Source organism: Collinsella acetigenes (genome assembly GCF_012844445.1).
Lineage (GTDB): Bacteria > Actinomycetota > Coriobacteriia > Coriobacteriales > Coriobacteriaceae > Collinsella > Collinsella acetigenes.
Genome location: NZ_JABBCP010000004.1, coordinates 42,506 through 69,035 on the forward strand (window position 1 = coordinate 42,506; position 26,530 = coordinate 69,035).

Here is a 26,530-nt window from a genome sequence, read left to right on the forward strand (position 1 = left end):
CTCATTCGTATGATTATCCGCCACTCATCTCAAAATGTACGATTTGCCGCCATTCATCCCCGCGACAAAGGCTCCATCCCCTGGACATGGCACAATCGATATGCCCGGCATCACCCTTTGTCGTAAAGGAGCCATACATGGCAGCATGCGGAAAGCAGGTCGCCATATACCCCGCACCCAACGCGGGGGCGCCCATCGTGTACCTGCCCGTTGCCGCGGGAATGGGAGACGACGTTCTCCAGTGCTGTCGTGACCCGGGCTGCCCTCCGTTCACGCTTGTGGCTATCGGCGGGCTCGATTGGAATCGCGAGCTCTCTGTTTGGCCTTGCGACGCCATCACGGCGACCAGCGAGCCATTTGCCGGAGAAGCCGCGGCCTTCCTGCATGAACTTACGCACAAGATCATTCCCACGATCGAAGCACCTCTCGCCGCTCCCCCACGCCTCCGCGCTATCGCCGGTTACTCGCTCGCCGGGCTCTTTGCCTTGTGGGCATGCTGCAAAACCGATCTGTTTAGCCGAGCGGCAAGCGTCTCGGGCTCGCTGTGGTTTCCCGGTTTTGCCGAGTACCTCGACGAGAATCTTCCTCAAGGCGCCCTCGACGTCGCCTACCTCTCCTTGGGCAAAAAGGAGCACAAGACCCCCAACCGAATGATGCGCGAGGTGCTCGCCGACACCAAACGCTGCGAGCAGACCCTGCAAGACCGCGGCGCCAAAACGCTCTTTGAGCGCAATCCCGGCAACCACTTTAGCGAGCCGGCCCTACGAAGTGCGAAGGGCATTGCCTGGATGCTTGCACAATAAGGGTCGTGCGGTTTTCTTTGGACTTCAAGCGCCTGAGCTTGCATAAAATTGGCCATATTTGCTCCCAAATGGCACTATCGGCCGCACCCGTTGGCGCGTACGCTCAAAGCAGCGGTGCACACCATATGAGAGATGGGAACAGCCATGGCCACGTTCACGACCCCCACCAAGCATGACCGCCCTGTAGGAACACGCTTCGCCGAGCCCCGCCCGCGCCACCACGCCGTGCTCGCGCGCGGGAGCTGGCGCCGCGTGACCCGCCGCATCGTCTGCGGCCTGGCCTGCGCGCTCACGGTGAGCTCGCTGCTCATGCCGAGCATCTCGCTTGCCGCCGAATGGGTCGACGTCGGCGGCACCCAGTACAACGCCGGCAGCGCGGCGGGCGACGACGCCGGCACCTGGAGCTGGGACGGTGCCGACGATATGAAGCTCAACGGCTATGACGGCGGTGCGATTCAGGCCGAGGGCAAGCTCAACGTAAGTTACTCGGGCAATAACACCGTCACCAACGAGAACGGCCGTGGCATCTTGGTTATGGATGGTAATACCGAGAACGCCGAGCTCAACATTCAAGGTGATGCATCTAGCACGCTCAACGTGACATCTTCTAGCGACGCCATCATGTCCAATGGCGACATCAACATCGACGGCGCTGGCACCGTCAACGCCACGAGTACCGAGCGCGACGCTATCGATGCCAAGGGCGATCTCACCATCAAGGGTTCGGGCAACATCAACGCCACGGGTGATTCGGACGGCATCAGGGCGGATGGCAACATTACAATCGACAATAGCGGAACCGTCACCGCCAAGGCTACCGAGGATCAGGGAATCGATGCCAAGGAAAACCTCACCATCAAGGGCGGCGGCACGGTAGAGGCAAGCTCTATCGAGGACGTGGCGATTTGGGCCGGCGGCAACATCGATATCTCGGGCGGCAGCCAGGTCAAGGCGAACTCCAAGGAAGACTATGCCGTTAAGGCCATAGGCGGCCTCACGGTCACAAACGCCTCCCTTAACGCACATGGTGTTGGATATGGCGTCTATGCCTATAAGGGCATCACGCTCGACCACGCGACCGTGACGGTCCGCGCAGCCGCAGAACGCGACGATGTCAGCGCCCTCTTCACCGACGAGGACGACATCGTCATCAAGAACGGCTCGATCGTGGATGCATTCGCAGAGGGCGAATTCTCGACTGCGATTTCCACCAGAAACTACAACCCCAACGAAGCGGGTGGTCACATCTACATTAGTGACTCCGTCGTCAAGGCTATAGCCCGCTATGCCGAAATCGGTGGCGACGGTCCCGCCTGCTACAGTGGAGACCAGGATGGCGAGATCACCCCTGAGCGCAGGGGCGTGAACATCGGCATCTTTGCTCAGACCAGCGAGGGCATTATGCCCGCAACCATCTCCATCGTCCGCAGTACGGTCACGGCCGAGGGAGACACGGCGGCAATCTTCGCCCTTGCCATGAGCGCGGACGGCAAGGCGATCGGCACCATCGAAATCGAAGGCGCCAGCATCCTGACGCCTGAAGGCGGCAAAGTCATTGACTATCGCCACAAAGAAGAGCTCAGTGACGGCACCGTCTACGAGGCAGGCCAAACCATTGGCACGGGCGACGCCGTAATTGATTCCCCCTACGACGATGCCGTCGCCAAGAGAGCCGTCATCGCACCGTCCGAGGAGACCAAGCCCGAGGATTCCAAGCCTGATTCCAAACCTGAGGGCACAAAGACGACCAAGACCGTTGCGACCGCAACCGTGGGAGCCAAGACCGTCGGCAAGCTCGCGGCAACCGGCGACACCTCGAGTGCAGCCATCGTAGCGACCGCCCTTGCGGGAGCAGCCGCTATCGCCGCGGGCGCCGTGGCGAGCCATAAGCGCTCGTAGCACACAGCGGAGCGCACGCCCGAAAAGCGCTAAGCATTGTTCCCTCTCCATGTGGAAGCGGCCGCCGGAGCTCCCCCTCCGGCGGCCGCGCTTTCTATCCCGGTCAACGCCACCTAGATGTGACGCCGCAGCGCCTCGACATACGTCTCTCCATAGCGTGTGAGCTGTGAATTCTTACGGGTGATAATGCCTATCTCCATATACTCGTCCACGTCGAGCGGCACGGCGACAATACCCTCGCCGTTGAGCTCGGCCGAGATGACGCCCGAGCAAACGGTGTAGCCGTCCAAGCCGATTACCAGATTGAACAGCGTGGCGCGGTCGCGCACGCGAATGTTCTTGGCGCGGTCCAAGGTGGAGAGAATCTCCTCGGAGAAGTAAAACGAGTTGTAATCCCCCTGCTCGTAGGAAAGATAGGGGTAGTCCTGCAGGTCGTCAAGGGTGACACTGCTGCAATCCGCCAGCGGATGAGATGACGAAAGGAACACGTGCGGCTCGGCACGAAAAAGCGGCGCGAACTCCAGCTCGTTTTGGCGCAGCATCTTCTCGATCACCTCGCGATTGCGCGAGCTCAAATACAAGATGCCCAGCTCGCTTTTCATATGCGAAACGTCCTCGATAATCTCGTGCGTCTGCTCTTCGCGCAGAGTGAAGTCGTAGCGCGCAGCATCAAACTGACGAATCACGTCGACAAACGCATTGACTGCAAACGAGTAGTGCTGACACGAGACAGAGAAATGCGGCACTTGGCGCGCCTCGCCGCAGTAGCGCTCCTCGAGCAGATCGACCTGCTCGAGCACCTGGCGCGCATACCCTAAAAAGGTCTCGCCCTCCTCGGTCACCACCACGCCCTTGTTAGAGCGCTCAAAGATGGTGACCCCCATCTCGGCCTCGAGCTCACGGATAGAGGCGGTGATGGACGGCTGCGAGACAAACAGGCGGCGCGAGGCCTCGGTGATGTTGCCGCACTCGGCGACCTTGACGGCATAGATGAGCTGCTGCAGTTTCATGGGCGCGCCCTTCGTGAGGTTTCTTATGCATATTGGTTTTCTTATCGTACAACGCAACGGCGCAAACCCGCCTCATGGAGTACCATGTATGCCACAGATTCGATGCAGGGGTGCCGCCGCGTGCGCGCGAGCAGGCTGAGAGGGCATGTGCCCAACCCTTTGAACCTGTCAGTTAGCGCTGGCGTAGGGAGCATGTCCTCATGGTTTTGGGACACTGTAGCTTTACGTGCAGCATCCCCAAAAGCCTAGGGAGGCATGCATGATCGAAAAGAACCAGATTAAAGCCGCCGTTGCGGCCGCCGCACACAAGGTGCGCGAGACCAACCCCATGGCGGGTTCCATCACCAACACCGTAACCATCGACTTTGTGGCAAACGCCCAGCTCGCCGTGGGCGGCTCGGCAGCCATGGTCTATCTGCCCGACGAGGGCGAGGCTCTCGTGGCAGCCGGCAACGCCGTGTATCTCAACATGGGAACGCTCTTCCCCATTTATGAGCAGACTATCCCCGCAACGGCCAAGGCCGCACACGACGCCGGCAAGGCATGGGTGCTCGACCCGGTAGGCCTGGGCATTGGCAGCCTGCGCACCAAGCTGCTCGAAGAGCTCAAGCCCTACAAGCCCACCATCGTTCGCGGCAACGCCTCCGAGATCATCGCTCTCGCAAGTCTGTGGGACCTCCTTGGCGCCGAAGACGCCCTCGACCGTCCTCGCGGCGTGGACACCACCGACGGCGTTGACGCCGCACGCGAGGCTGCCGTCGCGCTCGCCCGCTACACGGGTGGTGCCGTGGTAGTCTCCGGCGAGGTCGACCTTGTGACCGATGGCACCACCGTCGTGCGCTCGCACGGAGGCAGCGAGCTCATGTCCAAGATCACGGGCTGCGGCTGCTCTCAGGGCGGCGTGCTTGCCGTCTACGCCACCTGCGCCGACGCCTTTACCGCGGCGGTTGCCGGCACGTCCCACTACAACCTCGCCGGCACGCGCGCCGCAGCCGTGGCCACCGCGCCCGCAAGCTTCAAGGTCACTTTTATCGATGAGCTCTATCGCGCCACGGGCGAAGAGATCGCCGCAAACCCGATGTCCGTCGAGGAGGCCTAGATGAACACGCTTATCGCTGTTGCCATCGCGCCTTGCGGCACGGGCGACGAGCTTTCGGCCGAGGTGGCAGAAGTCGTGCGCGTTATCCGCGAGTCCGGCCTTCCCAGCCGCACGACCTCGATGTTCACCGAGATTGAAGGCGAATGGGACGAAGTCATGCAGGTGGTCAAGGATGCCACTTTTGTCTTGGCAGAAAAGGGCATTCGCACCGAGGTCGTGCTCAAGGCAGATGTGCGACCGGGCTTCGATCACATGATGGACGGCAAGCTGGAGCGTCTGGACGCCCAGCTCAAAGCACAGGAGGCATAGACAATGAGTATGCGCGACAATCTGGATATCTCGGCATACCTGGTACTGGGACCCGAAAACACCCTGGGACGTCCCGTTGCAGACGTGGTGGAGCAGGCCCTCGATGCCGGTTTTACCTGCATGCAGATTCGTTCCAAGGTCTGCTCCGTGCGCGACCTCATCGAATACACGGCACAGGCGGCAGATGTCATCGCCCGCGCAGGCAAGAGCGACCAGGTGGCGCTGCTCATCGACGACCGCCTCGATGCAGTGCTTGCCGCCCGCGAGCGCGGCATCAAGTGCGACGGCGTGCATGTGGGCCAATCCGACATCCCCGTGGACGTGTGCCGCAAGCTTTTAGGACCCGACGCCATCGTGGGCCTCTCCGCCCGCTGCGAGGAGATGCTCGAGTACGTGAAGACAGCGGACATGAGCCTTGTCGACTACCTGGGCGTCGGTCCCCTGCATGAGACGGCGACCAAAAAAGACGCCGGACTCACCTCCGACGGCAGCATCATCACGCAGGATTTCGACGACCTGCGCGCCCTACATGAGGTCAGCCCGCGGCCCATCGTGGTTGGCGGCGGCGTGAAGGCAGCAGATCTGCCCGCCCTCAAGGCCACGGGCGTCGAGGGGTTCTTCGTCGTCTCCGCAGTCTGCAGCGCGCCCGATCCGCACGCAGCAGCGGCAGAGCTCGTTGAGACCTGGCGTCAAGCATAGAAAACGCAGGACAGGCAGCCCATACACATAATTGGGGTCATCGGCGCGACTCGATGGCCCCTTTTTGTTCATGTAAGCCCGCCGGGACGCTCTCGCCGGCGATAACGAGCCCGCCTCCTACAGCAGCATAAACTGCCTCAATGCAGCACGGCTCGAAATACCCAATTTGGCATAGGCGCTCGACAGGCGGTTCTTTACCGTCCCGCGCGATATCTGCAGATGAGCAGCGATTTCGTCGTTTGTCCACCCGCGACAGGCCAACATGGAGATAGCGAATTCCGTCGTCGTCAGATTGTCCGCAACGCTTGCCCCCGCCGTGGGGTTATGGACGCTTCGCCACCCGCGGCTAAAACGATCGGTAATCTTGATGATGCGCGCAAGGTCCCGCGGGAAGTCTTTTTTGAGACACGATTCGAGCACGCCTTGCAAAAGCCCATGGTGTTCACCGAGCATCTCGATCAAATCGTCGAGCTGCGCTATATGCCAGGCACGTACGAAATGTGCCTTGGCACGATCGGTATCATGCTGGTTGATCCACCCCACAGCAGTTATCAGGTGCAAAAAGATCTCCGCCACAGGATAGCTCCCCTGCTTCATCGACAAGGCGTTTTCGGCCATGCCCACGCAGCGCCCGTAATCGCCCTCAAGGTAGGAGCGATGCGCCAGCGCATACGTCGCAAACAGGCGCAAGCCCTCGGGAAGCAGCGCGGCATATGAGTTGAATTCCTCCCGCGATACCGGAGAGGGAAAATGCAGCAGCACGCAGGCGCTCGCCTCAAAGAGCATATACGAGGCGCGAGCACGCGGATTCTCGGTAACGCGCGGGTCCTTTCCCGTCTCCTCAAGATGCCTGAGGCAACGTCGGGCAGTCACCGATCGGTTGAGCGACAGGTTCGCATAGGCGCAAATCAGGCACGCCGAAAGCCGAAGTGACAGATCATCCGAGGTCAGATAGGGTTCTGCCAGGCGACAAGCATCATCGGGAAGGCCCCGATAATAGAATGCCTCGGCATGTGCAATGGCCCCAAAACCGTCCTTGGGCATCTGGGCAAGCGTGTAATCAAGCATCCCCGATTCAAACGCCGAGCACATAAGCGACATGGGGAATCGCCAAGAGTCGTCTTGCATCTGGCTCACAGCAACCTCCCCTCGCGTTCATCGCGTACCCAAATGATAACGCCGGCTGGGCATCCGGCTCGAAATCAAAGTTTATTCTATGCCGCAGGCGTCGGACCTTATGCAAAAAATGCCTGAAGCTCGTCAAGACGGCCCAGCGCATCGGCGCGTCCCACCTCGTATATCTCTTTGAGCTTTTGCGGGTCTTTACATATGGCGGGTACGCTTACGTCCCGGCTGGGGCGAATCACAAATACTGTTCCCTCCCGCTCAAGGCGCTCAATCATCTTGAGACACGCATTGTACTGCTCGTGACGATGCGCGAGCAGCTCCACCAAGTGCGGATATCGATGCAGCCAAAGTCGCAGGATGGGCATCATGCGATTGGGCTTTTTGCGATACCCCCGCGGCTGGGTAAGTACGACGGCGATCTTTTGATAGCCCTGATCGCGCATCCATGCCACAGGAATGGAGTCGGCAGCACCGCCATCTAAAAGCGCGCGGCCGTCGAGCTTCACGGGACGCGACAGCACGGGGATCGATGCCGATGCGCGAATCCACTCGATGTCGCTCGCATCGCCGTGTTCGAGGTCGTGATAGACCGCCTCGCCCGTGTTGATGTCGGTCGCCACCGCCGTAAAGCGCATGGGCCAGGAGCAAAATGTCTCGGTATCCACCGGGTCGAGCACGAGCGGGACCTCGTCATAGGCAAAGTCACGACTGTACAAATCGCCCGTACGCAGCCAATTTCGCAAACTCGCATAGCGCGAATCGGCAGCATAGGCCGTGTTGTAGCGCAGCACGCGTCCGACCTGGCGGGACTTGAAATTGTATCCAAAGGCAGCACCTGCCGAGACTCCCACCGTTCCATCGGCAGTAACGCCGTGCTCCATCCACACGTCAAGCACGCCGGCGGTGTAGAGGCCTCGAAAGCCTCCGCCCTCGAGCACCACGCCGGTACGGCGCGGCAGATCCGCAGTAGAAATCGTCTGTTGCATTCGTCCTCTTTCTCGATGCGCGACAGTATACGCCTGAGTCGCGAGCACATGTGCCTAGTAACGTGCGATAATCCGGGGCGTGTACACGAAATACCGGGGAGGGCCCATGAAGGTTCTATTGGTTAACGGCAGCGCCAGGGTGCATGGAAACACAGCGACAGCGCTACAGCAGATAGCGCAGGCACTCGAGACCGAAGGCATCGATACCCAAATCTTCCAGCTCGGTGCCGGCGCGTATCGTGATTGCATTGCCTGCAATCGATGCTCCGACCTCGATGGCCACTGCGTCTTTGACGACGATCCCGTTAACGAGTTTCTAAACCTCGCCGCCCAGGCCGACGGCTTTGTCTTTGGCACACCGGTCTATTACGCGCATCCTTCGGGACGCATCCTCTCCCTCCTCGATCGCGCTTTCTACGCCGGCAGCGCCGCCTTCGCTCACAAGCCCGGAGCATCCATCGCCGTCGCTCGCCGCGCAGGAACGTGCGCCAGCGTCGACGTACTCAACAAGTACTTCACCATCAACCAAATGCCCGTCGTCTCCTCCACCTACTGGAACGTCGCCTTTGGAGGCGCACCCGAAGAAGCCCTTCAGGACGCCGAGGGCATGGCAACCATGCGCAACCTGGGCCGCAACATGGCATGGATGCTCAAATGCATCGAAACGGGGCGCGCCGCGGGCATCACCGTGCCCGAGCCGGAGCGCGAAAGGACGAACTTCATTCGTTAGTGTCCTTTCGCGCTCGCCGTGCGATACCATGTCGCAAGGCAGACGCACTCCAACGAAGAGGCAGACATCGTGAACATTCAGATCTTTGGCACCAAGAAGAGCTTCGACACCAAGAAGGCGCAGCGCTATTTCAAGGAGCGCCGCATCAAGGTCCAATTCATCGACCTGCGCGAGAAGGAGATGAGCAAGGGCGAACTGCAAAGCGTGATGCGCGCCGTGGGCGGCATCGATGCGCTGCTGGACCCCAAGGCAAAAGACCAGGACACACTGGCACTCGTGCAGCATCTAGCCGAGAGCCAGCGCTTCGACAAGCTGCTCGAAAACCAGCAGGTGCTCGCGGAGCCCATCGTGCGCAACGGACGTGCCGCCACCGTCGGCTACGCCCCCGACGTTTGGAAGACCTGGGAGTAGACACACCGCCCACGCGCAAACGCTCGTTATCGCAGCCGCAGGCAAGCCCAACCCACAGGTGGCCCGCGGCTGTTTTTTCGGCATGTGCAAACCTCTCTGTGATTTTATCCCGCAGGCGGGTACATAAGGCGCGGTCTGTTCTAAGATTCACCTGTCAGCTGCGACTAACAAAGGAGGGCCCATGCCCAACAAGCCTGTCAAGATCGTGATGCTCACCGGTTACCTCGGTGCCGGCAAGACCACCTTGCTCAACCATATCCTCGAAAACGATGGCGGTATCCGTGCCGCCGTGATCGTCAACGACATCGGCGAGATCAACGTCGATGCCGATCTTATCGCCGACGGCGGCCTTTCCGAGGCAGACGACCTCATCCCCCTCACCAACGGCTGCATCTGCTGCACGCTGTCCGAAGACCTCGCCAACCAGCTGCAGGGCATCGCCGAATCCGGCGACTTCGACTACATCATCATCGAGGCTTCCGGCATCTGCGAGCCCATCCCCATCGCTTACACCATTTCCTCCTTCTGCGACGACGCCAAGACCGACGGCGAGCCCCTGCTCGCGCTCGACAACATCGTTGCCGTGGTGGACTGCGCGCGCATGTACGATGAGTTCAACGGCGGCCGCGACCTGCTGGCCGAGAATATCGACGAGGACGACATCGAGAGCCTGCTGATCCAGCAGATCGAGTTTTGCACCACACTCGTGCTCAACAAGACCGACACCGTGACGCCCGAGCAAATCGCCGAGCTCAAGGCCATCGTGCGCGGCCTGCAAAAGGACGCCGTGATCGTGGAGGCCGAGCAGGGCAATGTCCCCATGGACGAGCTGCTGGATACCGACCGCTTTGACTTTAGCCGCGCCTATAAGTCCGCCGCTTGGGTCGAGGCCATGGAGCATCCCGAGGAGCACGACGACCCCGAGGTGCTGGAATACGACATCGAGACCTTTGTCTACGCTCGCCGCAAGCCCTTTGACCTGGAGAAATTCACCGACTTTGTGGAGCAGGACTGGCCCGACGCAGTCATTCGCGCCAAGGGTCCGCTGTGGCAAAACGCCAATCCCGACATGTGCTACATCTTTGAGCAGGCGGGCCATCAGATGCGCCTGATGGAGAATGGCCTGTTTGTGGATTCCGCGCCCGAGGACGAAAAGCAGCAGATCATTGCCGACAATCCCGAGCTTCGTGACTATTGGGACGACGAGGTGGGCGACCGCGAGACGCGCCTGTGCATCATCGGCCGCCATATGGATAAGGATGCCGTCATCGCCGGCCTCGACGCGTGCCTGACCGATTGGCACCGCGCTTAAGAGACCAAGCGCATCCATCCTTTGCGTACAGCGAGCCGCTGCGAGGAATTGCCCTCGTAGCGGCTTTTTGCATGCAAGAATGTGTTGGGAAACTACAGGTAGCGACCGGTGACGCTCTTGGGAAACGCTGCAACCGCAGCGGGCGTCCCCGCACAAACGATTCTGCCCCCGGCATCACCGCCGCCGGGCCCCATGTCGATCACGTAGTCGGCATTGCGGATAAGGTCGAGGTCATGCTCGATCACCACAACGGTTGCGCCCTTGGAAACCAGACCGTCAAAAACGCCCAGCAGAACCTCGACATCAAGCGGATGCAAGCCAATCGTAGGCTCGTCGAACACAAAGACGGCATCGTCTTGCACACGGCCCATCTCGCTTGCAAGCTTAAGGCGCTGAGCCTCACCTCCCGAAAGCGCCGGCGTGGGCTCGCCGAGCGTCAGGTAGCCGAGCCCCAAATCGTGCAAGGTTTGCAAACGCGTCTGGACCTTCTTGAGACCCAGCGTCGCATCGAGCGCCTCGTCCACGCTCATGTCCATGAGCTGCGGCAGCGTAAGGAGACTGCCATCTGCGCTCTCGCGATGAATATGCGAGGCGGCCTCGGCATAGCGCGAACCGCGGCACGCGGGACAAACGATCTCGACATCGGGCAGGAACTGCACGTCAAGCGAGATGGCGCCCGTGCCGTCGCAGGTGGGACAGCGCAGGGTTCCGGTGTTGTAGCTAAAGGCGCCCGCCTTATAGCCAGCCTCCTTAGCCTCGGGCGTGCGTGCGTAGGCACGGCGTAGCTCGTCGTGGATATCGGCATAGGTCGCGACCGTCGAGCGCACGTTAGCGCCAATGGGCGTCGCATCGATAAGGTTCGCGCGAGCGATCCCCTCGGCATCGATCCAGCGTACATGGCTCGGCATGCGCTCGCCTGCTGCCTGAGCTTTGAGGGCAGGAATGAGCGTCTCGAGCACAAGCGTGGTCTTACCCGAGCCAGAAACACCCGTGACCGCCGTCAAACGGCCGCGGGGAATGTCAACCTCAAGGGGCTTCACCGTATGGACCGCACCCGTCGCTATGCGAATGTGCCCATGGTCAAACAGCTTGTCTTCGGCGATTATCGGGCGCAGGCGCCGTGGAGACGTACGCAAAAACGGAGCGATGCGACTCTTGGGGGCAGCGGCCACCTCGTCGACCGTACCCGCCGCGAGCACATTGCCACCGACGGCTCCAGCAGCAGGGCCCATCTCGACCAGATAATCGGCTTGCGTAAGCACACGCGTGTCGTGATCGACAACCACCACCGTGTTGCCGTCTGCAACCAAATCGCGCATGACACTCACCAGGCCGTCAACATTGGCCGGGTGCAGACCGATCGAAGGCTCGTCCAGCACGTAGAGCACGCCGGTCGAGCGGTTGCGCACCACGCGGGCAAGCTGCACGCGCTGTCGCTCCCCCGTCGAGAGCGTGGAGCCAGCACGATCGAGTGCGAGGTAGTCCAGGCCCAGATCGACCAGGCGACGCGCCGTCGACAAAAACGAATCGCAGATATCCGTTGCCATGGGCTGCATCTCGGCGGGCAGGGATGCGGGCACGCCGCGCACCCACTCGATTGCCTCGCCCAGCGTCATGGCAGCAGCCTGTGCCAGGTCGACGCCCCGCACCTGGGGGCGTCGCGCCACAGCCGAAAGCCTCGTGCCAACGCAATCACGGCACGGCCCCTCGCGCAGGAAACGCGCCACGCGCTTGAGCCCCTTATCGTCCTTAACTTTGGCGAGTGCGTTTTCGACGGTATAGACCGCGTTGTAATAGGTGAAGTCGAGCGGCGTGGCACCCTGGCCGTTCTTGGGAACGTAGAGAATGTGCTTCTTCTCGGCCGGTCCGTGAAAGACGATGTCGCGCTCGGCAGGAGTCAGCTGGTTGAATGGCACATCGGTACGCACGCCCATCTCGCCGGCAACCTGCTTCATGAGATCCCACATGAGCGAGCCCCAGGGAAGCACCGCGCCCTCATCGATGGTCTTGGTCTCATCGGGAACCAAACTCGCCTCGTCCACCTCGCGCGTGATACCGGTGCCGCCACAAGTTGGGCACGCACCGCTGCTGTTGAACGCCAGGTCCTCGGCACCCGGTGCGTAGAACTCGTGCCCACACGTCGGACACCTGAGCGGCAGGCCTGCCGCCACGTTGAGGCTCGGCTCCACACGCGCACCGCAGTGAGGACACACGTGATGTGCGCAGCGGCTAAAGAGCAAGCGCAGACTGTTGTTGAGCTCGGTCATGGTGCCAAAGGTCGAGCGCACGCCTGGCACGCTGGGGCGCTGGTGCAGCGCCAAGGCCGCCGGCACGTGCAGCACCTCGTCCACCTGTGCATGTTCGGCCTGCGTAAGGCGACGGCGTGTGTAGGTGCTGAGCGCTTCCAGATAGCGGCGCGATCCTTCGGCATAGAGCACGCCCAGTGCCAACGAGCTCTTGCCCGAACCCGAGACACCGGCGATGCCCACAAGCTTCCCCAGCGGAATGTCGATGTCGATATCTTTCAGGTTATGGACGCGTGCACCGCGCACCTCGATTGCATCTGGAGTCGGTTGTTCGGACATCGGACACTCCCTCATCATTCTCATTCTCAATCATTCCTGCACGACACGCTTAACGTCGAGCCGGCCACTCCATATAGCCAGTTTTAGCGACCAAAGAACTCGGCGTCTGCCGGGCGCCAGGGGCGGAAGGTGGCAGAGTCGACGCGTACATGTGCCGCAGCGGGAACATCGTTCCATTTGACGGTGTAGCCGGCACCATGGGAGCAAAAGACAGAGTCGGGCGTGTTGGGCAGGTCGGCCTCAGGCTCGTAGGCGGTCTGCTCAATCACACACTCGGCGTCATGGCATGGCGCGTAGCCGGAAAGCTCCAGATAAAGGCGACCGAGGCCGCTTGTATAGGCAGCAACGTCAAGCGCGTAATCCTGCACCTCAGACGCCGGAACGCGCCCACTGAGGGTCGCGCGCTCCCCCGCTATCACAGGAGGTTCGTATTCGGCACCCATGCGCGTAAGATCGGCAAGCGCACGGCCCACGCACTCGCCCGGCACGTCGAGCTCAAAGCGATACCACGGCTCCAGCAGCACAGCGGCACCCATCGCCTGCGCCTCCATCAGTCCCTGGCGAATGGCACGATATGTAGCCTGGCGAAAGTCCCCGCCCTCGGTATGCTTTGCATGCGCGCGGCCACCCGTGAGCGTGATGCGCATGTCGGTTATGGGCGAGCCCGTGAGCACGCCCAGATGCTCGCGCTCCATGGCATTGGTGAGCGCCAGGCGCTGCCAATTGAGGTCAAGCTCGTCGGTCGAGGTCACGGTGCCAAATTCCACACCCGAGCCTGCCGACAACGGTTCCAGACGCAGGTGCACCTCGGCATAGTGGCGCAGCGGCTCAAAGTGTCCCACACCCTCAACCGCCTGGGCAATCGTCTCTTTATAGAGAATGCCGCCCGGCGCAAAGCTGACCGCAAGGCCAAAGCGGTCGGCAAGCAAACGCTCGACCACCTCCAGCTGCACCGCTCCCATAAGCTGCAGATGGATTTGCTCCAGATGGGTGTTCCAGTTCACGCCGAGCATGGGGTCCTCGTCCGCTAACTCGGAAAGCGCGACATAGACGGCATGGACGTCTTGCTCGCCGGGAAGCACGGTATAGGTGAGAACCGGCGCGATCATCGGCGAGATTCCCGCAGGCTCCGCACCCAAAGCATCGCCCGGCCGCACATGGGAAAGACCGGTGACGGCGCAGATGCTACCCGCGGGAACTTCCTGCGCAAGCTCGAACCTCGAACCGTTGTAAATGCGCACCTGATCTATCTTGTCGCGCCATGCCTCGCTCGCGGCAATCCCCTCTACCAGCTGTTTTGCGCGGAGAACACCGCCGGTTACCTTGAGCCAGGCAAGGCGCTCCCCATGGTCACCATGGCTCACTCGGTATACGCGCGCGGCAAAATCGCCAGGCCAGGCGCGTTCCTCGATTAGCTTGCCCATACCATCCAACAGCTCGGCCACGCCCTGGTCCTTGAGGGCCGATCCGTAAAAGCACGGGAAGAGGGCGCGCCCGCGCACCAGACGGCAAAGCGTCGGCAGCGAGAGCGATCCCTCGTCCAGATATTCTTCGAGAGCCCCCTCGTCAAGCGCGGCGGCGGCCTCTTGCGCAGGGCCTTCCGACAAAAGCTCCTCGGCATCCAAGCAGCCCTCGCCCAAACGACGTTGCAGCTCGGCAGCGATCGCCTCGCGCCCGGAGTTCTCCAAATCCATCTTGTTGACGAAGATGAACGCAGGGATGTTGTAGCGGTCGAGCAGGCGCCACAGCGTCTCGGTGTGTCCCTGGATGCCATCGTTGGCGCCAACGACCAGAATCGCGTAATCGAGCGCCTGGAGTGTTCGTTCCGCTTCGGCAGAAAAATCGACATGCCCTGGGGCGTCGACGAGCATGAAGCGCGTATCCCCGCGCTCGGTCACTGCCTGCGAAGAGAAGATGGTGATGCCGCGCTCGCGCTCGATTGCATCGGTATCCAGGTGCGAGTCGCCGTTATCGACGCGTCCGCGGGTGCGGATTTGCCCCGCGTCGAAGAGCATTGCCTCGGCAAGCGTGGTCTTACCTGCATCCACATGCGCCAAGATGCCGATAACTGCCTGCTTCATGCTTTCCCCTCGCAATTCAGATTCCGTTTCGACCATGTTGCCGCGACGGCCGCGCGTCGAGGCCGATGCCGAGTGCCCGCGGCTGTCGCCACGTCCATCGCCCACGGTAGTCGCCCGCGGGCATCGCCACGGCAGTCGCCACGTCTATCGCCACGGCCGTTGCTGCCGCTCCATATGCCGCCCATTGTCGCACACCACACTGCAACCAAAACCCGCGCACAAACGTTCACTTTTCCTTATTTTTGCCAAAAAGTTGACGTTTGTGCGTGGGTTTTATTTGCCGTCCGACCCGGCGCAGCTCTATGCCCAGCTCAACCACGGCTCCATGCCCAGCCGCGCATCCAGTACAGCCGCATACCATACCGCCGCCGCGCCTTTTGTGTGACAATAAACTCCAACGTATTACTGCGTGTAATCGGAGATGCGCATATGGATGACAAGCTAAGCATGAACCAAGCCGGGCGAGTTTGCGCCGGCGCGGGCCATAACTGCGCTTTCTCGCGCGCAGGGTCATCGTGCATGGAAAACATCCGCCTGTTTGCCGACCTTCCCGCCGATGCCAAGCGCGAGCTGCTTGCCTGTTCGCGCCACTCGACACATGAAAGCGGGTCCATCATCGTGCATGAAGGCGACCCCATCGAGTCGATCATTGTCGTGCGCTCGGGGCGCATCAAGACCTATCGAACCACCCCGGGCGGCAAGGAATATGTTCTCGACGTGCTGCATGACGGCCAGGCTCTCTGGTATGGCATGTTTCTCAAAGACCATATCTACCACTATTCTGTTGAATGCCTCACGCGCGTGCAGCTGTGCCGTATTCATCGCGCCGACTTCGAGACCATGCTCGCCAATCACCCCAGCGTGGCACTCGGCTTGATCCGCATGGTATGCACCGAGCTCGATCACGCGGAAGAAAAGACCATGATGCTGGGTATCCGCAACCCGCGTCGCCGTCTTGCCGAGTACCTGCTGCTGCGCGACCACAGCTGCGTAGGCCCTGAAATCAACATGCGCCTCGAAGATATTGCCAACTCCGTAGGCCTGCGCCCCGAGACCGTCTCGCGCCACGTGGCGCAGTTTGTCCGCGAAGGCCTTGTCAAACGCGTGGGCCGAGGCAAGCTGCTCGTGCTCAATCGCGACGGACTCGCAGAGGTCGCGCACCACGAGGACTAGCGAGCTTCCTGGCACACAATACCCATGGGCATAAGCGAAACCCACCTGCCGCCTACCCACCTGCCCGCTACGCATTCGTCTGGAAATGCGCCGCCGAACCCGGACGCCTCAGTACGCGGTGCTCCCTCACCCCAAGACACTCGTCAAAAATCCCTATCTACCTGTGAACATTGTTCATATGGTCATTTCTCTAACGAATCTCCACGCCTCCTTTCCAGCGCTTTAAAATTTCCTGATTTTTTCTCGTTACTTGATTCTAATCAAGGAACGCCCCTGCGGGACACAGTACATTGCCCTTGTACTGACGCATGCTTTGCACGGGTTCAAAAGCGAAACCCGCTGCGGCACCGACGTGACGAGAGGAGCGACGATGCAGGGACGTGTCCATTCCACGGAATCATTTGGCTCGGCCGACGGCCCCGGCGTGCGCTTTATCATTTTCCTCAAGGGCTGCCCTATGCGTTGCAGCTATTGCCACAACCCGGACACTTGGGCGGCAGAAGGCGCTGAGATGATCGAAGCCGATGAGCTTCTCGATCGAGCCGAACGCTACCGTAGCTACTGGGGTCCAGAGGGCGGCATCACCGTCTCAGGCGGCGAGGCTCTGCTTCAAACCGAGTTCGTGCTCGATCTTTTCACCAAAGCAAAAGCACGCGGCATCAACACCTGCCTCGACACCTCGCTTGCACCCTTCACGCGCAACGAGCCGTACTTTGGCACGTTTACCAAGCTGATGGACGTGTGCGACCTGGTGATGGCAGACATCAAGCACATCGACCCCGAGGAGCACAAAAAGCTCACCGGGCGCGACAACGCCAATATCCTCGACTGCCTGCGCTACTTGAGCCAGATCGGTCAGCCGCTCTGGATTCGTCACGTGCTCGTTCCCGGCATCACCGATGTCGACGAGTACCTGTATCGCACACGCGACTTTATCGCCGAGCTGGGCAATTGCGTCAAACGCGTCGAGGTTCTGCCCTACCACACGCTGGGCATCTTCAAGTGGGATGAGCTAAACATCCCTTACAAACTTCGTGACGTCGACCCCCCGACGCCCGAGCGCACCGAGCGTGCGCAAAGGATTCTACGGGGCGAGATGTAGGTAATCAACGTGCCGAACAGGAATCGGCACGAGAATGCAAGGAGGCATACATGGCACTACGCGACGAGTGGAATGGCTTTACCGGAGGTCACTGGGTGGACGACATCAACGTCCGCGACTTCATCCAGCGCAACTACACCGCCTATGATGGCGATGACTCCTTCCTGGCCGGTCCGACCGACGCGACCGACAAGCTCTGGGGCAAGGTCCAGGAGCTTCAGGCAGCCGAGCGCGCTAACAATGGCGTTCTCGAGTGCGAAACCGAGATCGTTTCCGGCCTGACCGCCTATGGCGCTGGCTACATCGATCCTGAGATGAAGGACCTGGAGCAGGTTGTGGGTCTGCAGACCGACAAGCCGCTCAAGCGCGCCTTTATGCCCTACGGCGGCATCAAGATGGCCCAGCAGGCTGCCGAGAACTACGGCTTCCATGTCAACGACAAGTACAACCAGATCTTCAACGAGTATCGCAAGACCCACAACCAGGGCGTCTTCGATGCGTACACCCCCGAGATGCGCGCTGCTCGTCACTCCCACGTCATCACTGGTCTGCCCGACACCTATGGCCGCGGCCGCATCGTCGGCGACTACCGTCGTGTCGCTCTCTACGGTATCGATCGCCTGATCGCCGGCAAGCAGGACGACCTCAACCACTGCGGCGGCCGTACCATGACCGACGACGTCGTGCGTGCCCGCGAGGAGATCGCCGAGCAGATCCGTGCCCTCAAGGGCATGAAGGAGATGGCCGCTGCCTACGGTTACGACATCTCCCAGCCGGCCACCAACGCCAAGGAAGCCGTCCAGTGGCTGTACTTTGGCTATCTGGCCGCCATCAAGACCCAGAACGGCGCCGCCATGTCCGTGGGCCGCGTTTCCACCTTCCTGGACATCTACATCCAGCGCGACCTTGCTGCCGGTAAGATTACCGAGGCCGAGGCTCAGGAGCTCATCGACCACCTGGTGCTCAAGCTGCGTATCGTCAAGTTCGCTCGTATTCCGTCCTATCAGGCTCTCTTCTCCGGCGACCCCGTCTGGGCTACGCTCGAGGTTGCCGGTCTTGGCCAGGACGGCCGTCACATGGTGACCAAGAACGACTACCGCTTCCTGCACACCCTGGAGAACATGGGTCCGGCCCCCGAGCCCAACCTGACGGTTCTCTACAGCAAGCGTCTGCCCGAGAACTTCCGCAAGTACGCTGCCAAGATCTCCGTCACCACCTCTTCCATCCAGTATGAGAACGACGACGTCATGCGTCCGGTCTGGGGCGACGACTACAGCATCTGCTGCTGCGTGTCTGCTACCGAGACCGGCAAGGAGATGCAGTTCTTTGGCGCTCGCGCCAACCTCGCCAAGGCTCTCAACTACGCCATCAACGGTGGTAAGGACGAGAAGTTCATGGACAAGAAGGGCAACCACATGCAGGTTGGCCCCGAGTACGCTCCTATCACGAGCGAGTACCTCGAGTACGACGAGGTCATGCACAAGTTCGATCTGATGATGGACTGGCTGGCCGACCTGTACGTCAACATCCTGAACCTCATCCAGTACATGCACGACAAGTACTACTATGAGGCCGCCGAGATGGCTCTCATCGACACCAACGTGCGTCGTACCTTCGCCACTGGCATCGCCGGCTTCTCTCACGTGGTCGACTCCATCAGCGCTATCAAGTACGCCAAGGTCAAGACCGTCCGTGACGAGCAGGGCGTTGTTGTTGACTACGAGGTCGAGGGCGACTTCCCCAAGTACGGTAACGACGACGAGCGCGCCGACGACATCGCTGTGTGGCTGCTGAAGACCTTCATGAAGAAGATCGCCAAGCATCACACCTATCGCAACTCCGAGCCCACCACTTCCATCCTTACCATCACCTCCAACGTGGTGTACGGCAAGGCTACCGGTGGTACCCCGGACGGCCGCAAGGCGTTCACCCCGTTTGCCCCGGGTGCTAACCCCGCATACGGCGCTGAGCAGAACGGCCTGCTTGCCTCCCTCAACTCCGTGGCCAAGCTCCCCTACGAGTACGCTCTGGACGGCATCTCCAACACGCAGACCATCAACCCGTCTGCTCTTGGCAACGATGACGAGCAGCGCGTGACCAACCTTGTGAACGTCATGGACGGCTACTTCGCCAACGGCGCTCACCACCTCAACGTCAACGTCTTTGGCGTCGAGAAGCTTAAGGACGCCATGGAGCATCCCGAGAAGCCCGAGTACGCTAACTTCACCATCCGCGTCTCCGGCTACGCTGTTAAGTTCATCGACCTTACCCGTGAGCAGCAGCTCGACGTTATCGCTCGTACCTGCCACGATCACATGTAAGACTCGCTGCCTACACCAGCGCATCTTCATGCAAAAGGCTCCCGTGCATAAGCGCGGGAGCCTTTTTCTTTGCACCAACCACGTGCAAAACGTCCCCGACACCATAAGGGTATCGGGGACGCAACATCATCTATAAGGCAAAACGCGGCGCAGAAGCGCGCACCAGGATGCTACTCCCGGGGCTTTTGTGCCTCAAATGTCTCTTGAACGGCGATTGCCTCGGCTTCATCAGCATGGATGTGAATACCGTCGCCCGGGCGCTCGAGCTCAGGAATATAGCCGATGTACTCGTTATCCGTGGCATTTTTATTGGGGCTCTTTTTTGCGTACATTTTCACGGCGCCGGTCGTCTTGTTGATGGCCTGGAGCGTGCCCGCACCTGCGACGCATCCGCCCGGGCATGCCATACCCTCAAGCAGATAGCCGTCGTACTTGCCCTTCGTGGCCATCTTCATCATCTTACGGCACTCGGAAAGGCCCTCGGCATTTGCAACCTTCACCTCGCGGTCGGGATGCACGCGATGAATCGCGTTGGCAACCGCTGTGGCCACACCGCCCGAGACGGCAAAGCCGCGGCCGTCGGCGCTCGCCACGTCAAAGTCGCTCGACCCCTCGCCTGCGAGCTTGGTGTAATCGATGCCCTTCGCATCCATCATGCCCGCCATCTCCTCGAATGTGAGCACGAAGTCGACCTCGCTCTTCACGCTGCGGCGCATGGCCTCAAGCTTCTTGGCAGCACACGGTCCCACGAATACGATCTTGGCGTTGGGATGCTGCTTGCGAATCAGACGCGCTGTCAACGTCATGGGGGTCAGTGCCATGGAGACGCAGTCGGCATGCTCCGGAAACTCCTTTTTTGCCATGACCGACCATGCGGGACAGCAACTCGTGCCCATAAACGGAATCTTCTCGGGAACCTCGTCCAAAAAGTCACGCGCCTCCTGCACGGCACACAGGTCCGCACCCAAAGCGACCTCTTCCATGCCCGAGAATCCCAAGTCGCGGAAGGCCTCTCGCAGCTTATCGACATTGCCCTTGCCGCCAAACTGACCCACAAAGGCAGGCGCGACCTCGGCGATAACCTCGTCACCGGCGCGTACGGCCTGAATCACCTGGAAAATCTGGCTCTTATCGGCAATGGCACCAAAGGGGCAGTTGACGAGGCACTGCCCGCAGCTCACGCACTTGTCGTAATCGATCTGGGCACGACCGTGCTCATCGGAGCCAATCGCGTTCATGCCGCAAGCCTCCGCGCAGGGGCGTACATGGTGATGGATGGCCTGATACGGGCAAACCTGCGCACAGCGTCCGCACTTGATGCACTTGCTGTGATCGATGAAGGCCTTCTTGTCCTTAAAGGTGATAGCACCCTTGGGACAGATCTCGCGACACGGATGGGCCAAGCAACCCTGACAGGCGCTCGGCATCACGCGATAGACGTTGTCCTCGCAAGCGTTGCATGCGAACTTGATAACGTTGATGAGCGGCGGCTGATAGTACGTCTCGGGCTTTGCCGCCTCGGCCACCCCGTCGGAAAGCTTTGCCGGCTTGTCCATGCCCTGCAGTGGCAGGCCCATTGCCAGACGGATGCGCTCGCCCACGACGGCGCGCTCCAAAAAGACGCTCTCGCGGTACGCGGCCACGTCACCCGGAATGATTTTGTACGGCAGCTCATCGACCCAACTGTAGTCGCTGGCATTGCCCTCGCCGTTGCCCTCGGCATCCGCTCCTCCCTGGTACGCCAGGCGTGCCACCTCGGAAAAAACGGTACGGCGAATCTTTGCGAGGCCTGTGTACACCCCGCGCATCGTGTTGCTCACAATCGTCCCCCCTCTTGAACGACAAGCAGATATATATCATTGTAGAGTCATATCTTGAGCATGGGGCACTGCAAGCAAAAATGCCCACCTCACATCAAATCTTGAAAGGGCTCGAAATGAAATCTAGCGCATTTGACAGCAGCATGATGATTAGCAGGCGCGGCTTTTTGTCTGCAGCGGGGCTCGGCATCATGAGCATCGCACTCACCGGTTGCGGAGCCAAGGGCACTGCCGCCAGCGCCAAAGGCTCCACGGCGGACTCGGCTGCGAGCAACTCGTCCACCAGCGTACGCGTCGCCTCGCTCAAGGGTCCCACTACCATCGGTCTCGTACACTTTATGGACCAGGCCGCATCCAAGGACAGCGGCCTTGCCAACAGCTATGCGTTCACCCTCTCCACGGCTGCAGACGAGGTGCTCCCTTCCCTCATCAAAGGCGATATCGACATCGCGCTGATCCCGGCAAACGCGGCATCGGTGGTCTACAACAAAACAAAAGGCGGCATCACCTGCCTGAATGTCAATACGCTCGGCGTCCTCAGCGTGGTCACGGCAGACACGTCCATCGTCTCGTTCAAAGACCTTGCAGGCAAGACCGTCTATCTCACCGGCAAGGGAACCACGCCGGAATACGTGATGAATTACCTGCTTGACGCCGCGGGCATCGCCGGCAACGTCACGCTCGAGTTCAAAAGCGAGGCAACCGAGGTCGTAAGCGTTCTTGCCTCGGATCCTACGGCTATCGGCGTGCTGCCGCAGCCCTTTGCCACCGCAGCCCTCGCCAAAAATCAGGCCCTCGCCGCCCCCATCGATCTCACGGATGCCTGGAATGAGGCTGCCGAGCAATCCGGCGATACCAGCGAGCTCGTCACCGGCGTCACCGTCGTGCGCAATGAGTTTCTTGAAGAGCACCCCCATGCGGTCGAGGAATTTCTCAAGGGTCAATCGGCAAGCGTGGAGTACGTCAATGAACATCCCGACAAAGCTGCCGAGCTCGTAGTCGAGCAGGGCATCCTTGAGTCCGAAGCAGTGGCACAGAAAGCCATTCCCGCTTGTCACCTGGTGTGCCTTACCGGCAAGAAGCTCAAGCAGGCGCTCGCCGGCTACCTCGAGGTGCTCTATCAAGCCGATGCCTCGTCTGTAGGCGGCTCTCTTCCTGCAGACGATTTCTACTATCAGGCGTAAGACGCGCCCCGCCCCCTAGACGCAACGAGCTGTCCCATGGATAAAAACCCACCGATCGATAAAAAGGCGACGGGCGTGCACGCCCTCACCCGCTGCGCGCCCGTCGCCTTTTGGCTTGTCGTGTGGCAGGTAGCAAGCATGCTGGACAGCAGCGGCATTTTGCTCTGCGGACCGCTCGACGCCCTGCTTGCCCTTTGTCGCCTGTCAAGCACACAAACGTTTTGGGGCAGCATCTGGTTTTCCACATTACGCATCGTGGCGGGTGTTTTGCTTGGATACGTCATTGCCGGCGTCCTTGCCGCCGTATCTTGGCATATGAGTACGGTTCGCATCCTGCTGCAGCCGGCACTTTTGGCCATCAAGAGCACGCCGGTCGCTTGCATCGTCGTCATCTTGCTCATTTGGATCGGCGCGGCAAATGTCAGCATCATCACAGTATTGCTTCTGGTTGTGCCCGCCATCTACTTTGCTTTGTGCGCAGGGCTCGACAACATGGATGCAGGCCAACGCGACCTCTTTGAAATCTTTGGCGCACGCGGGCGAAGGCGCTTCTTCGCGCTCATATGGCCTGCGGTCCTTCCCTACCTGCAGGCCGCTAGCAGCACCGTCTTAGGCATGAGCTGGAAAGCAGGAATCGCCGCCGAGCTTATCGGCGTTCCCGCGGGTTCCCTTGGCGAGAGAATCTACCAGGCAAAACTACTGCTCGAAACGCCTGACCTTTTTGCCTGGACGTTTTGCGTGATCTGCCTGTCTTGGTTATTTGAACATGGCGCGATGGCGCTTCTTCGCGGTACTTGGCCTCGTGCGGCGAAGCTTGCCCTAAGGGCTCCGCGCGACCTTATGGAAAGCGGAGGCGAAGCCCCCAGCGGACATAACGCCTCCCTACGCGCTCAAGGGCTCTTGATTGGATATGGCGCTGAGCCGTTGCGTGAGCCCCTCGGCTTCTCGCTCGGCCCGTCTTCTTGTCTTTGTCTTCAGGCCCCCTCGGGCACGGGCAAGACAACCCTCTTGCGCACCATGGCGCGCCTGCAAAAGCCGCTCGGCGGTGCTCTTGAGAACGCCGCCCGGGGATGCTCGATGATGTTCCAAGATGCGTGCCTTGTCGAAGACCTTGATGCCATCGACAATATTCTGCTCTTTGCGCGCCCGGGCTTTACCCGCAAAGACGCGCGCGACCTCGCATGTGAGCTACTGCCAAAAGATGCGCTCTCCCGCCCCGTGCGCGAGCTTTCGGGCGGGCAGAGGCGCCGCGTCGAATTGGCGCGCGCCTTTGCCGCTCCGGGCGAGCTCGTGCTGCTAGACGAGCCGTTTGGCGGACTCGACGCGCAGGCGCATTCTTGTGCGCTCGCGTTTGTGAAACGGCATGGCACCAGGCGTATCGTCGTTTTCGCCACGCATGATGCGAACGACGCTCAGGCTCTTACAGCGCAAGTGCTCGAGCTGTAGCGGCATCGCAGCACAAGACGGGCTTTAATCGCAGCCAGCCTCCCGGCGGCCCAGCTACTTGTGGTACGGCTCGCCACGGCTGATTTTGATGGCGCGGTAGACTTGCTCTAGCAACACCACGCGTGCCAAGTTATGCGGCATGGTGATGCGGCCAAAGGAGAGCGTCTCGTTCGCGCGGGCGCGCACGGCATCCGACACGCCATCGGAGCCTCCGATGATAAAGACGATGTCGCTGTCTCCGCCCAGCGCAAGCTGGTCAAGGCACCGAGAGAATTCCTCACTCGAACGCTCCCTGCCCTCGATAGCGAGAAGAATCACATGTGCGCGATCGGGAATCGAGGAGAGGATGGACGCCCCCTCGCGATTGCGCGATGCATCGACACCGCCGGCGCGCGCAGGGTCGATATCGGCAACCTCGCGCACCTCAACCTTGGCATAGCCGCCCAAACGCTTGAGATACTCGGCACAAGCATCCTTCCAAAAACGCTCTTTAAGTTTACCTACAGCGATAACGGTGTATTTCATCGGTTCTCCCCTGTAACGACAGCCTGTCAAGGCACGCTGTCGCAACCCTATTGGCGATTGCAATAATCTTCATCGGCGATAAAGTGGCTGCGGCTGTATCCCCATTGCGAGACGACCGCAAGCTCACCCGCCATTTTGAGGACATCGACGTCGTCCCCATCCTCCGCCCGCGATTTATACAAGACGCCGGGATTGGAGACAACGGCATTGGCACCCGCCTGGTAGCCCTGCAGAATCATAGCGCATGGGAGGCGGCCCCTTTGCGCTCAGCACCTTTTGCAAGCTGCGTCCAAAGCCGTATGATGGTTTTCGCTCATATGGCCCGCATGCAAAGGAGACTCATGTTCAACGTGGTTTTGTACCAACCGGAAATTCCGGCGAATACCGGCAACATCGGACGAACCTGCGTTGTCACCGGAGCACGCCTCCATTTAATTGGCCCCTTAGGATTCTCGCTCGACCATAAGACCGTGCACCGCGCGGGCCTTGGCTATTGGGAAAACCTCGATGTGTGCACCTATGAGGGCTGGGAGGACTTCTTGCGTCAAAACGAGCTCGCTCGCGACGATGAGCGCCTGCACCTCTTGACCAAAAAGGCGCGCCGCACGTATGCCCAAAGCAGCTACCGCGATGGCGATTACCTGGTATTTGGTAGCGAAAGCAACGGCATTCCCGAGGAACTGCTGGCTTGTTCGCCCGAACGCTGCGAGCGCATCCCCATGCTCCCCGACGAAGCGTCGCTTGCCAATGCCGAAGCCTGGGAGGCACACGAGCAAGCGCTTGGACACAGCGAACCCGATCATGAGGCGATTTTGCAGCAGGACATCTGCGGCAATTTTATCGACCCCACAAGCTATCGCATTAGCGCGCTCAATCTCTCCAATTCCGCTGCCATCGTCCTCTATGAGGCACTACGCCAGACGGACTTCCCCGGAATGTAGCGCTGTGGCCTAGTGCTCTTTTTGCCAATCAAATGCGATACGCGGCGTTCCATCGGAAACGTAAATAACCCCCGCTCTCGCAAAGCCATACTTGCGGATCGCATTTTGCATGGGGATATTATCTTCATGTGTATCGATACGCAGGGCATCGGCGCGCTGCTGGCAAAACTCAAAGCAGGCCTTGGCAACACCATGCGTCTTGCCGTTTGAGGCAACGCGATGGATCACATGATACGGTGCGTCGAAGTTCCATGCGCCGTCTTCGATATGAACATAGGCGGCATCGGGTCCGGCTATAAAGGCAAACGTTCCCACCACGGCATCATCTTCCACGCATACGTAGCTGTTGCCGCGTGCGATATCAGCGCGTACCTTGTCTTCCGAGGGGTTGCCCTTTGGCCACTGCGTTTTATTGCCGTGAGCGCGCATAAAGGCCCGCGCGGCATCGAACGTTGCCATGACCTGTGGCAGATCGGCCTCGGTGGTTTTGCGGATCTTCATAGCTCTCCCAATGTGCCCCACGGGATATGCGGCGTTGCGCCCATGCTCCCAAACAATTGCAAACGCCCCCTATCGTACTCAAAGATGCGCGATAATGACCCCAAGCAACTCCGGCAACGCAAGGATTTTACGATGGGCAGCAAGAAGCGTTCGGCTCGCGAAAAGCAAAAGATGGCCTTTTTGGCAGACCTTGGCAACGAGGACACGGGCGTGTCCGACAGTCTCTTTGCCGCCGAGGACAAACGCCGCGACCGCATGCATGCCAAACATGAAGAAGCCCTGCGCTACAAGTCCTGCGAGCGCAAGACGCGCTACAACAGCCGGCTCGAAGCCCAAGACGCCATTGCTGCCTGCGCCGCCCATGGACGCGGCGGCCTCGCTTGCTACAAATGCTCCTGGTGCGGAGGTTGGCACCTCACGTCTCATCCGCAGCGATAACACGGGCGCGGCCGAGCGCCGGCACCT

The 26,530-nt window shown here is 60.4% G+C and carries 24 protein-coding genes and 1 riboswitch; of the genes, 15 read left to right on the plus strand and 9 right to left on the minus strand.

Annotated elements, in window-relative coordinates:
- Positions 1-137 precede the first annotated feature (137 nt).
- A complete protein-coding gene (locus tag HF320_RS06060; protein ID WP_169277529.1) occupies positions 138-803 on the plus strand; it encodes an alpha/beta hydrolase in 666 nt (221 codons plus the stop codon).
- A gap of 144 nt (positions 804-947) precedes the next feature.
- Positions 948-2,702 (plus strand): carbohydrate-binding domain-containing protein, encoded by a 1,755-nt coding sequence (locus tag HF320_RS06065; protein WP_169277530.1) that lies wholly within the window; start codon positions 948-950, stop codon positions 2,700-2,702.
- A gap of 113 nt (positions 2,703-2,815) precedes the next feature.
- Here HF320_RS06065 and HF320_RS06070 read toward each other — a convergent pair whose 3' ends face one another.
- Positions 2,816-3,712: a LysR family transcriptional regulator gene (locus tag HF320_RS06070; RefSeq protein ID WP_169277531.1), complete on the minus strand. Its 897-nt coding sequence runs from the start codon at positions 3,710-3,712 to the stop codon at positions 2,816-2,818.
- Positions 3,713-3,808: 96 nt separating this feature from the next.
- Positions 3,809-3,919: riboswitch (TPP riboswitch) on the plus strand.
- A 52-nt stretch (positions 3,920-3,971) separates the two neighbouring features.
- Between HF320_RS06070 and thiM the strand changes: the two genes are divergently transcribed.
- Genes thiM through HF320_RS06085 form a run of 3 tightly spaced genes read left to right on the plus strand, consistent with a single transcriptional unit; the run spans position 3,972 to position 5,819 of the window.
- Positions 3,972-4,811 (plus strand): hydroxyethylthiazole kinase, encoded by an 840-nt coding sequence (thiM, locus tag HF320_RS06075; RefSeq protein WP_169277532.1) that lies wholly within the window; start codon positions 3,972-3,974, stop codon positions 4,809-4,811.
- Complete coding sequence (locus tag HF320_RS06080) at positions 4,812-5,120, plus strand: thiamine-binding protein (protein ID WP_022386290.1); 309 nt, start codon at positions 4,812-4,814, stop codon at positions 5,118-5,120.
- A gap of 3 nt (positions 5,121-5,123) precedes the next feature.
- Entirely contained in the window at positions 5,124-5,819 is a 696-nt protein-coding gene (locus HF320_RS06085) for a thiamine phosphate synthase (protein ID WP_169277533.1), read from the plus strand.
- Between the two features lie 117 nt (positions 5,820-5,936).
- Here the strand turns inward: HF320_RS06085 and HF320_RS06090 are convergent, their stop codons facing one another.
- Complete coding sequence (locus tag HF320_RS06090) at positions 5,937-6,947, minus strand: helix-turn-helix transcriptional regulator (protein WP_248276654.1); 1,011 nt, start codon at positions 6,945-6,947, stop codon at positions 5,937-5,939.
- A gap of 107 nt (positions 6,948-7,054) precedes the next feature.
- Positions 7,055-7,933, minus strand: coding sequence for a patatin-like phospholipase family protein (locus tag HF320_RS06095; protein WP_211158991.1), 879 nt, complete (start codon positions 7,931-7,933; stop codon positions 7,055-7,057).
- 106 nt (positions 7,934-8,039) lie between these two features.
- Here HF320_RS06095 and HF320_RS06100 point away from each other — a divergent pair, with 106 nt between their 5' ends.
- From HF320_RS06100 to HF320_RS06110, 3 genes are all read left to right on the plus strand, one after another.
- Positions 8,040-8,663, plus strand: coding sequence for a flavodoxin family protein (locus tag HF320_RS06100; RefSeq protein ID WP_169277535.1), 624 nt, complete (start codon positions 8,040-8,042; stop codon positions 8,661-8,663).
- A gap of 69 nt (positions 8,664-8,732) precedes the next feature.
- Positions 8,733-9,074 carry an arsenate reductase family protein gene (locus tag HF320_RS06105; protein ID WP_169277536.1) on the plus strand — a complete coding sequence of 114 codons (342 nt, stop codon included), beginning with the start codon at positions 8,733-8,735 and terminating at the stop codon, positions 9,072-9,074.
- A 181-nt stretch (positions 9,075-9,255) separates the two neighbouring features.
- Complete coding sequence (locus HF320_RS06110; RefSeq protein ID WP_169277537.1) at positions 9,256-10,386, plus strand: GTP-binding protein; 1,131 nt, start codon at positions 9,256-9,258, stop codon at positions 10,384-10,386.
- A gap of 92 nt (positions 10,387-10,478) precedes the next feature.
- Here the strand turns inward: HF320_RS06110 and HF320_RS06115 are convergent, their stop codons facing one another.
- Together HF320_RS06115 and HF320_RS06120 are read right to left on the minus strand one after the other, a co-directional pair.
- On the minus strand, positions 10,479-12,971 hold the full coding sequence (locus tag HF320_RS06115; protein ID WP_169277538.1) for an excinuclease ABC subunit UvrA: 2,493 nt from the start codon (positions 12,969-12,971) through the stop codon (positions 10,479-10,481).
- 83 nt (positions 12,972-13,054) lie between these two features.
- On the minus strand, positions 13,055-15,052 hold the full coding sequence (locus HF320_RS06120) for a GTP-binding protein (protein WP_169277539.1): 1,998 nt from the start codon (positions 15,050-15,052) through the stop codon (positions 13,055-13,057).
- A gap of 429 nt (positions 15,053-15,481) precedes the next feature.
- On the opposite strand from HF320_RS06120, the gene HF320_RS06125 reads away from it, so the two are divergent.
- The 3 genes from HF320_RS06125 to pflB all read left to right on the plus strand — a co-directional run bounded on the left by HF320_RS06125 (position 15,482) and on the right by pflB (position 19,648).
- On the plus strand, positions 15,482-16,225 hold the full coding sequence (locus tag HF320_RS06125; protein WP_248276644.1) for a Crp/Fnr family transcriptional regulator: 744 nt from the start codon (positions 15,482-15,484) through the stop codon (positions 16,223-16,225).
- Positions 16,226-16,595: 370 nt separating this feature from the next.
- Positions 16,596-17,327 carry a pyruvate formate-lyase-activating protein gene (pflA, locus tag HF320_RS06130; protein ID WP_169277540.1) on the plus strand — a complete coding sequence of 244 codons (732 nt, stop codon included), beginning with the start codon at positions 16,596-16,598 and terminating at the stop codon, positions 17,325-17,327.
- Positions 17,328-17,377: 50 nt separating this feature from the next.
- On the plus strand, positions 17,378-19,648 hold the full coding sequence (gene pflB / locus HF320_RS06135; RefSeq protein ID WP_169277541.1) for a formate C-acetyltransferase: 2,271 nt from the start codon (positions 17,378-17,380) through the stop codon (positions 19,646-19,648).
- Between the two features lie 170 nt (positions 19,649-19,818).
- Here the strand turns inward: pflB and HF320_RS06140 are convergent, their stop codons facing one another.
- Complete coding sequence (locus HF320_RS06140; RefSeq protein ID WP_169277542.1) at positions 19,819-21,468, minus strand: monomeric [FeFe] hydrogenase; 1,650 nt, start codon at positions 21,466-21,468, stop codon at positions 19,819-19,821.
- A 116-nt stretch (positions 21,469-21,584) separates the two neighbouring features.
- Between HF320_RS06140 and HF320_RS06145 the strand changes: the two genes are divergently transcribed.
- Both HF320_RS06145 and HF320_RS06150 read left to right on the plus strand, forming a co-directional pair.
- Positions 21,585-22,652 (plus strand): ABC transporter substrate-binding protein, encoded by a 1,068-nt coding sequence (locus HF320_RS06145; protein ID WP_248276645.1) that lies wholly within the window; start codon positions 21,585-21,587, stop codon positions 22,650-22,652.
- A 36-nt stretch (positions 22,653-22,688) separates the two neighbouring features.
- On the plus strand, positions 22,689-24,098 hold the full coding sequence (locus HF320_RS06150; protein ID WP_169277543.1) for an ATP-binding cassette domain-containing protein: 1,410 nt from the start codon (positions 22,689-22,691) through the stop codon (positions 24,096-24,098).
- Between the two features lie 54 nt (positions 24,099-24,152).
- Here the strand turns inward: HF320_RS06150 and rlmH are convergent, their stop codons facing one another.
- Complete coding sequence (gene rlmH, locus HF320_RS06155; protein ID WP_169277544.1) at positions 24,153-24,623, minus strand: 23S rRNA (pseudouridine(1915)-N(3))-methyltransferase RlmH; 471 nt, start codon at positions 24,621-24,623, stop codon at positions 24,153-24,155.
- A gap of 47 nt (positions 24,624-24,670) precedes the next feature.
- Entirely contained in the window at positions 24,671-24,862 is a 192-nt protein-coding gene (locus HF320_RS06160; protein WP_169277545.1) for a hypothetical protein, read from the minus strand.
- Positions 24,863-24,964: 102 nt separating this feature from the next.
- On the opposite strand from HF320_RS06160, the gene HF320_RS06165 reads away from it, so the two are divergent.
- The gene (locus tag HF320_RS06165) at positions 24,965-25,564 is read left to right on the plus strand and encodes a tRNA (cytidine(34)-2'-O)-methyltransferase (protein ID WP_169277546.1); all 600 of its coding nucleotides are present in this window, start codon (positions 24,965-24,967) and stop codon (positions 25,562-25,564) included.
- 9 nt (positions 25,565-25,573) lie between these two features.
- Here the strand turns inward: HF320_RS06165 and HF320_RS06170 are convergent, their stop codons facing one another.
- Positions 25,574-26,065 carry an N-acetyltransferase gene (locus HF320_RS06170; RefSeq protein ID WP_169277547.1) on the minus strand — a complete coding sequence of 164 codons (492 nt, stop codon included), beginning with the start codon at positions 26,063-26,065 and terminating at the stop codon, positions 25,574-25,576.
- Positions 26,066-26,197: 132 nt separating this feature from the next.
- On the opposite strand from HF320_RS06170, the gene HF320_RS06175 reads away from it, so the two are divergent.
- Positions 26,198-26,503, plus strand: coding sequence for a hypothetical protein (locus tag HF320_RS06175; protein WP_169277548.1), 306 nt, complete (start codon positions 26,198-26,200; stop codon positions 26,501-26,503).
- The last annotated feature ends 27 nt before the right edge of the window (positions 26,504-26,530 follow it).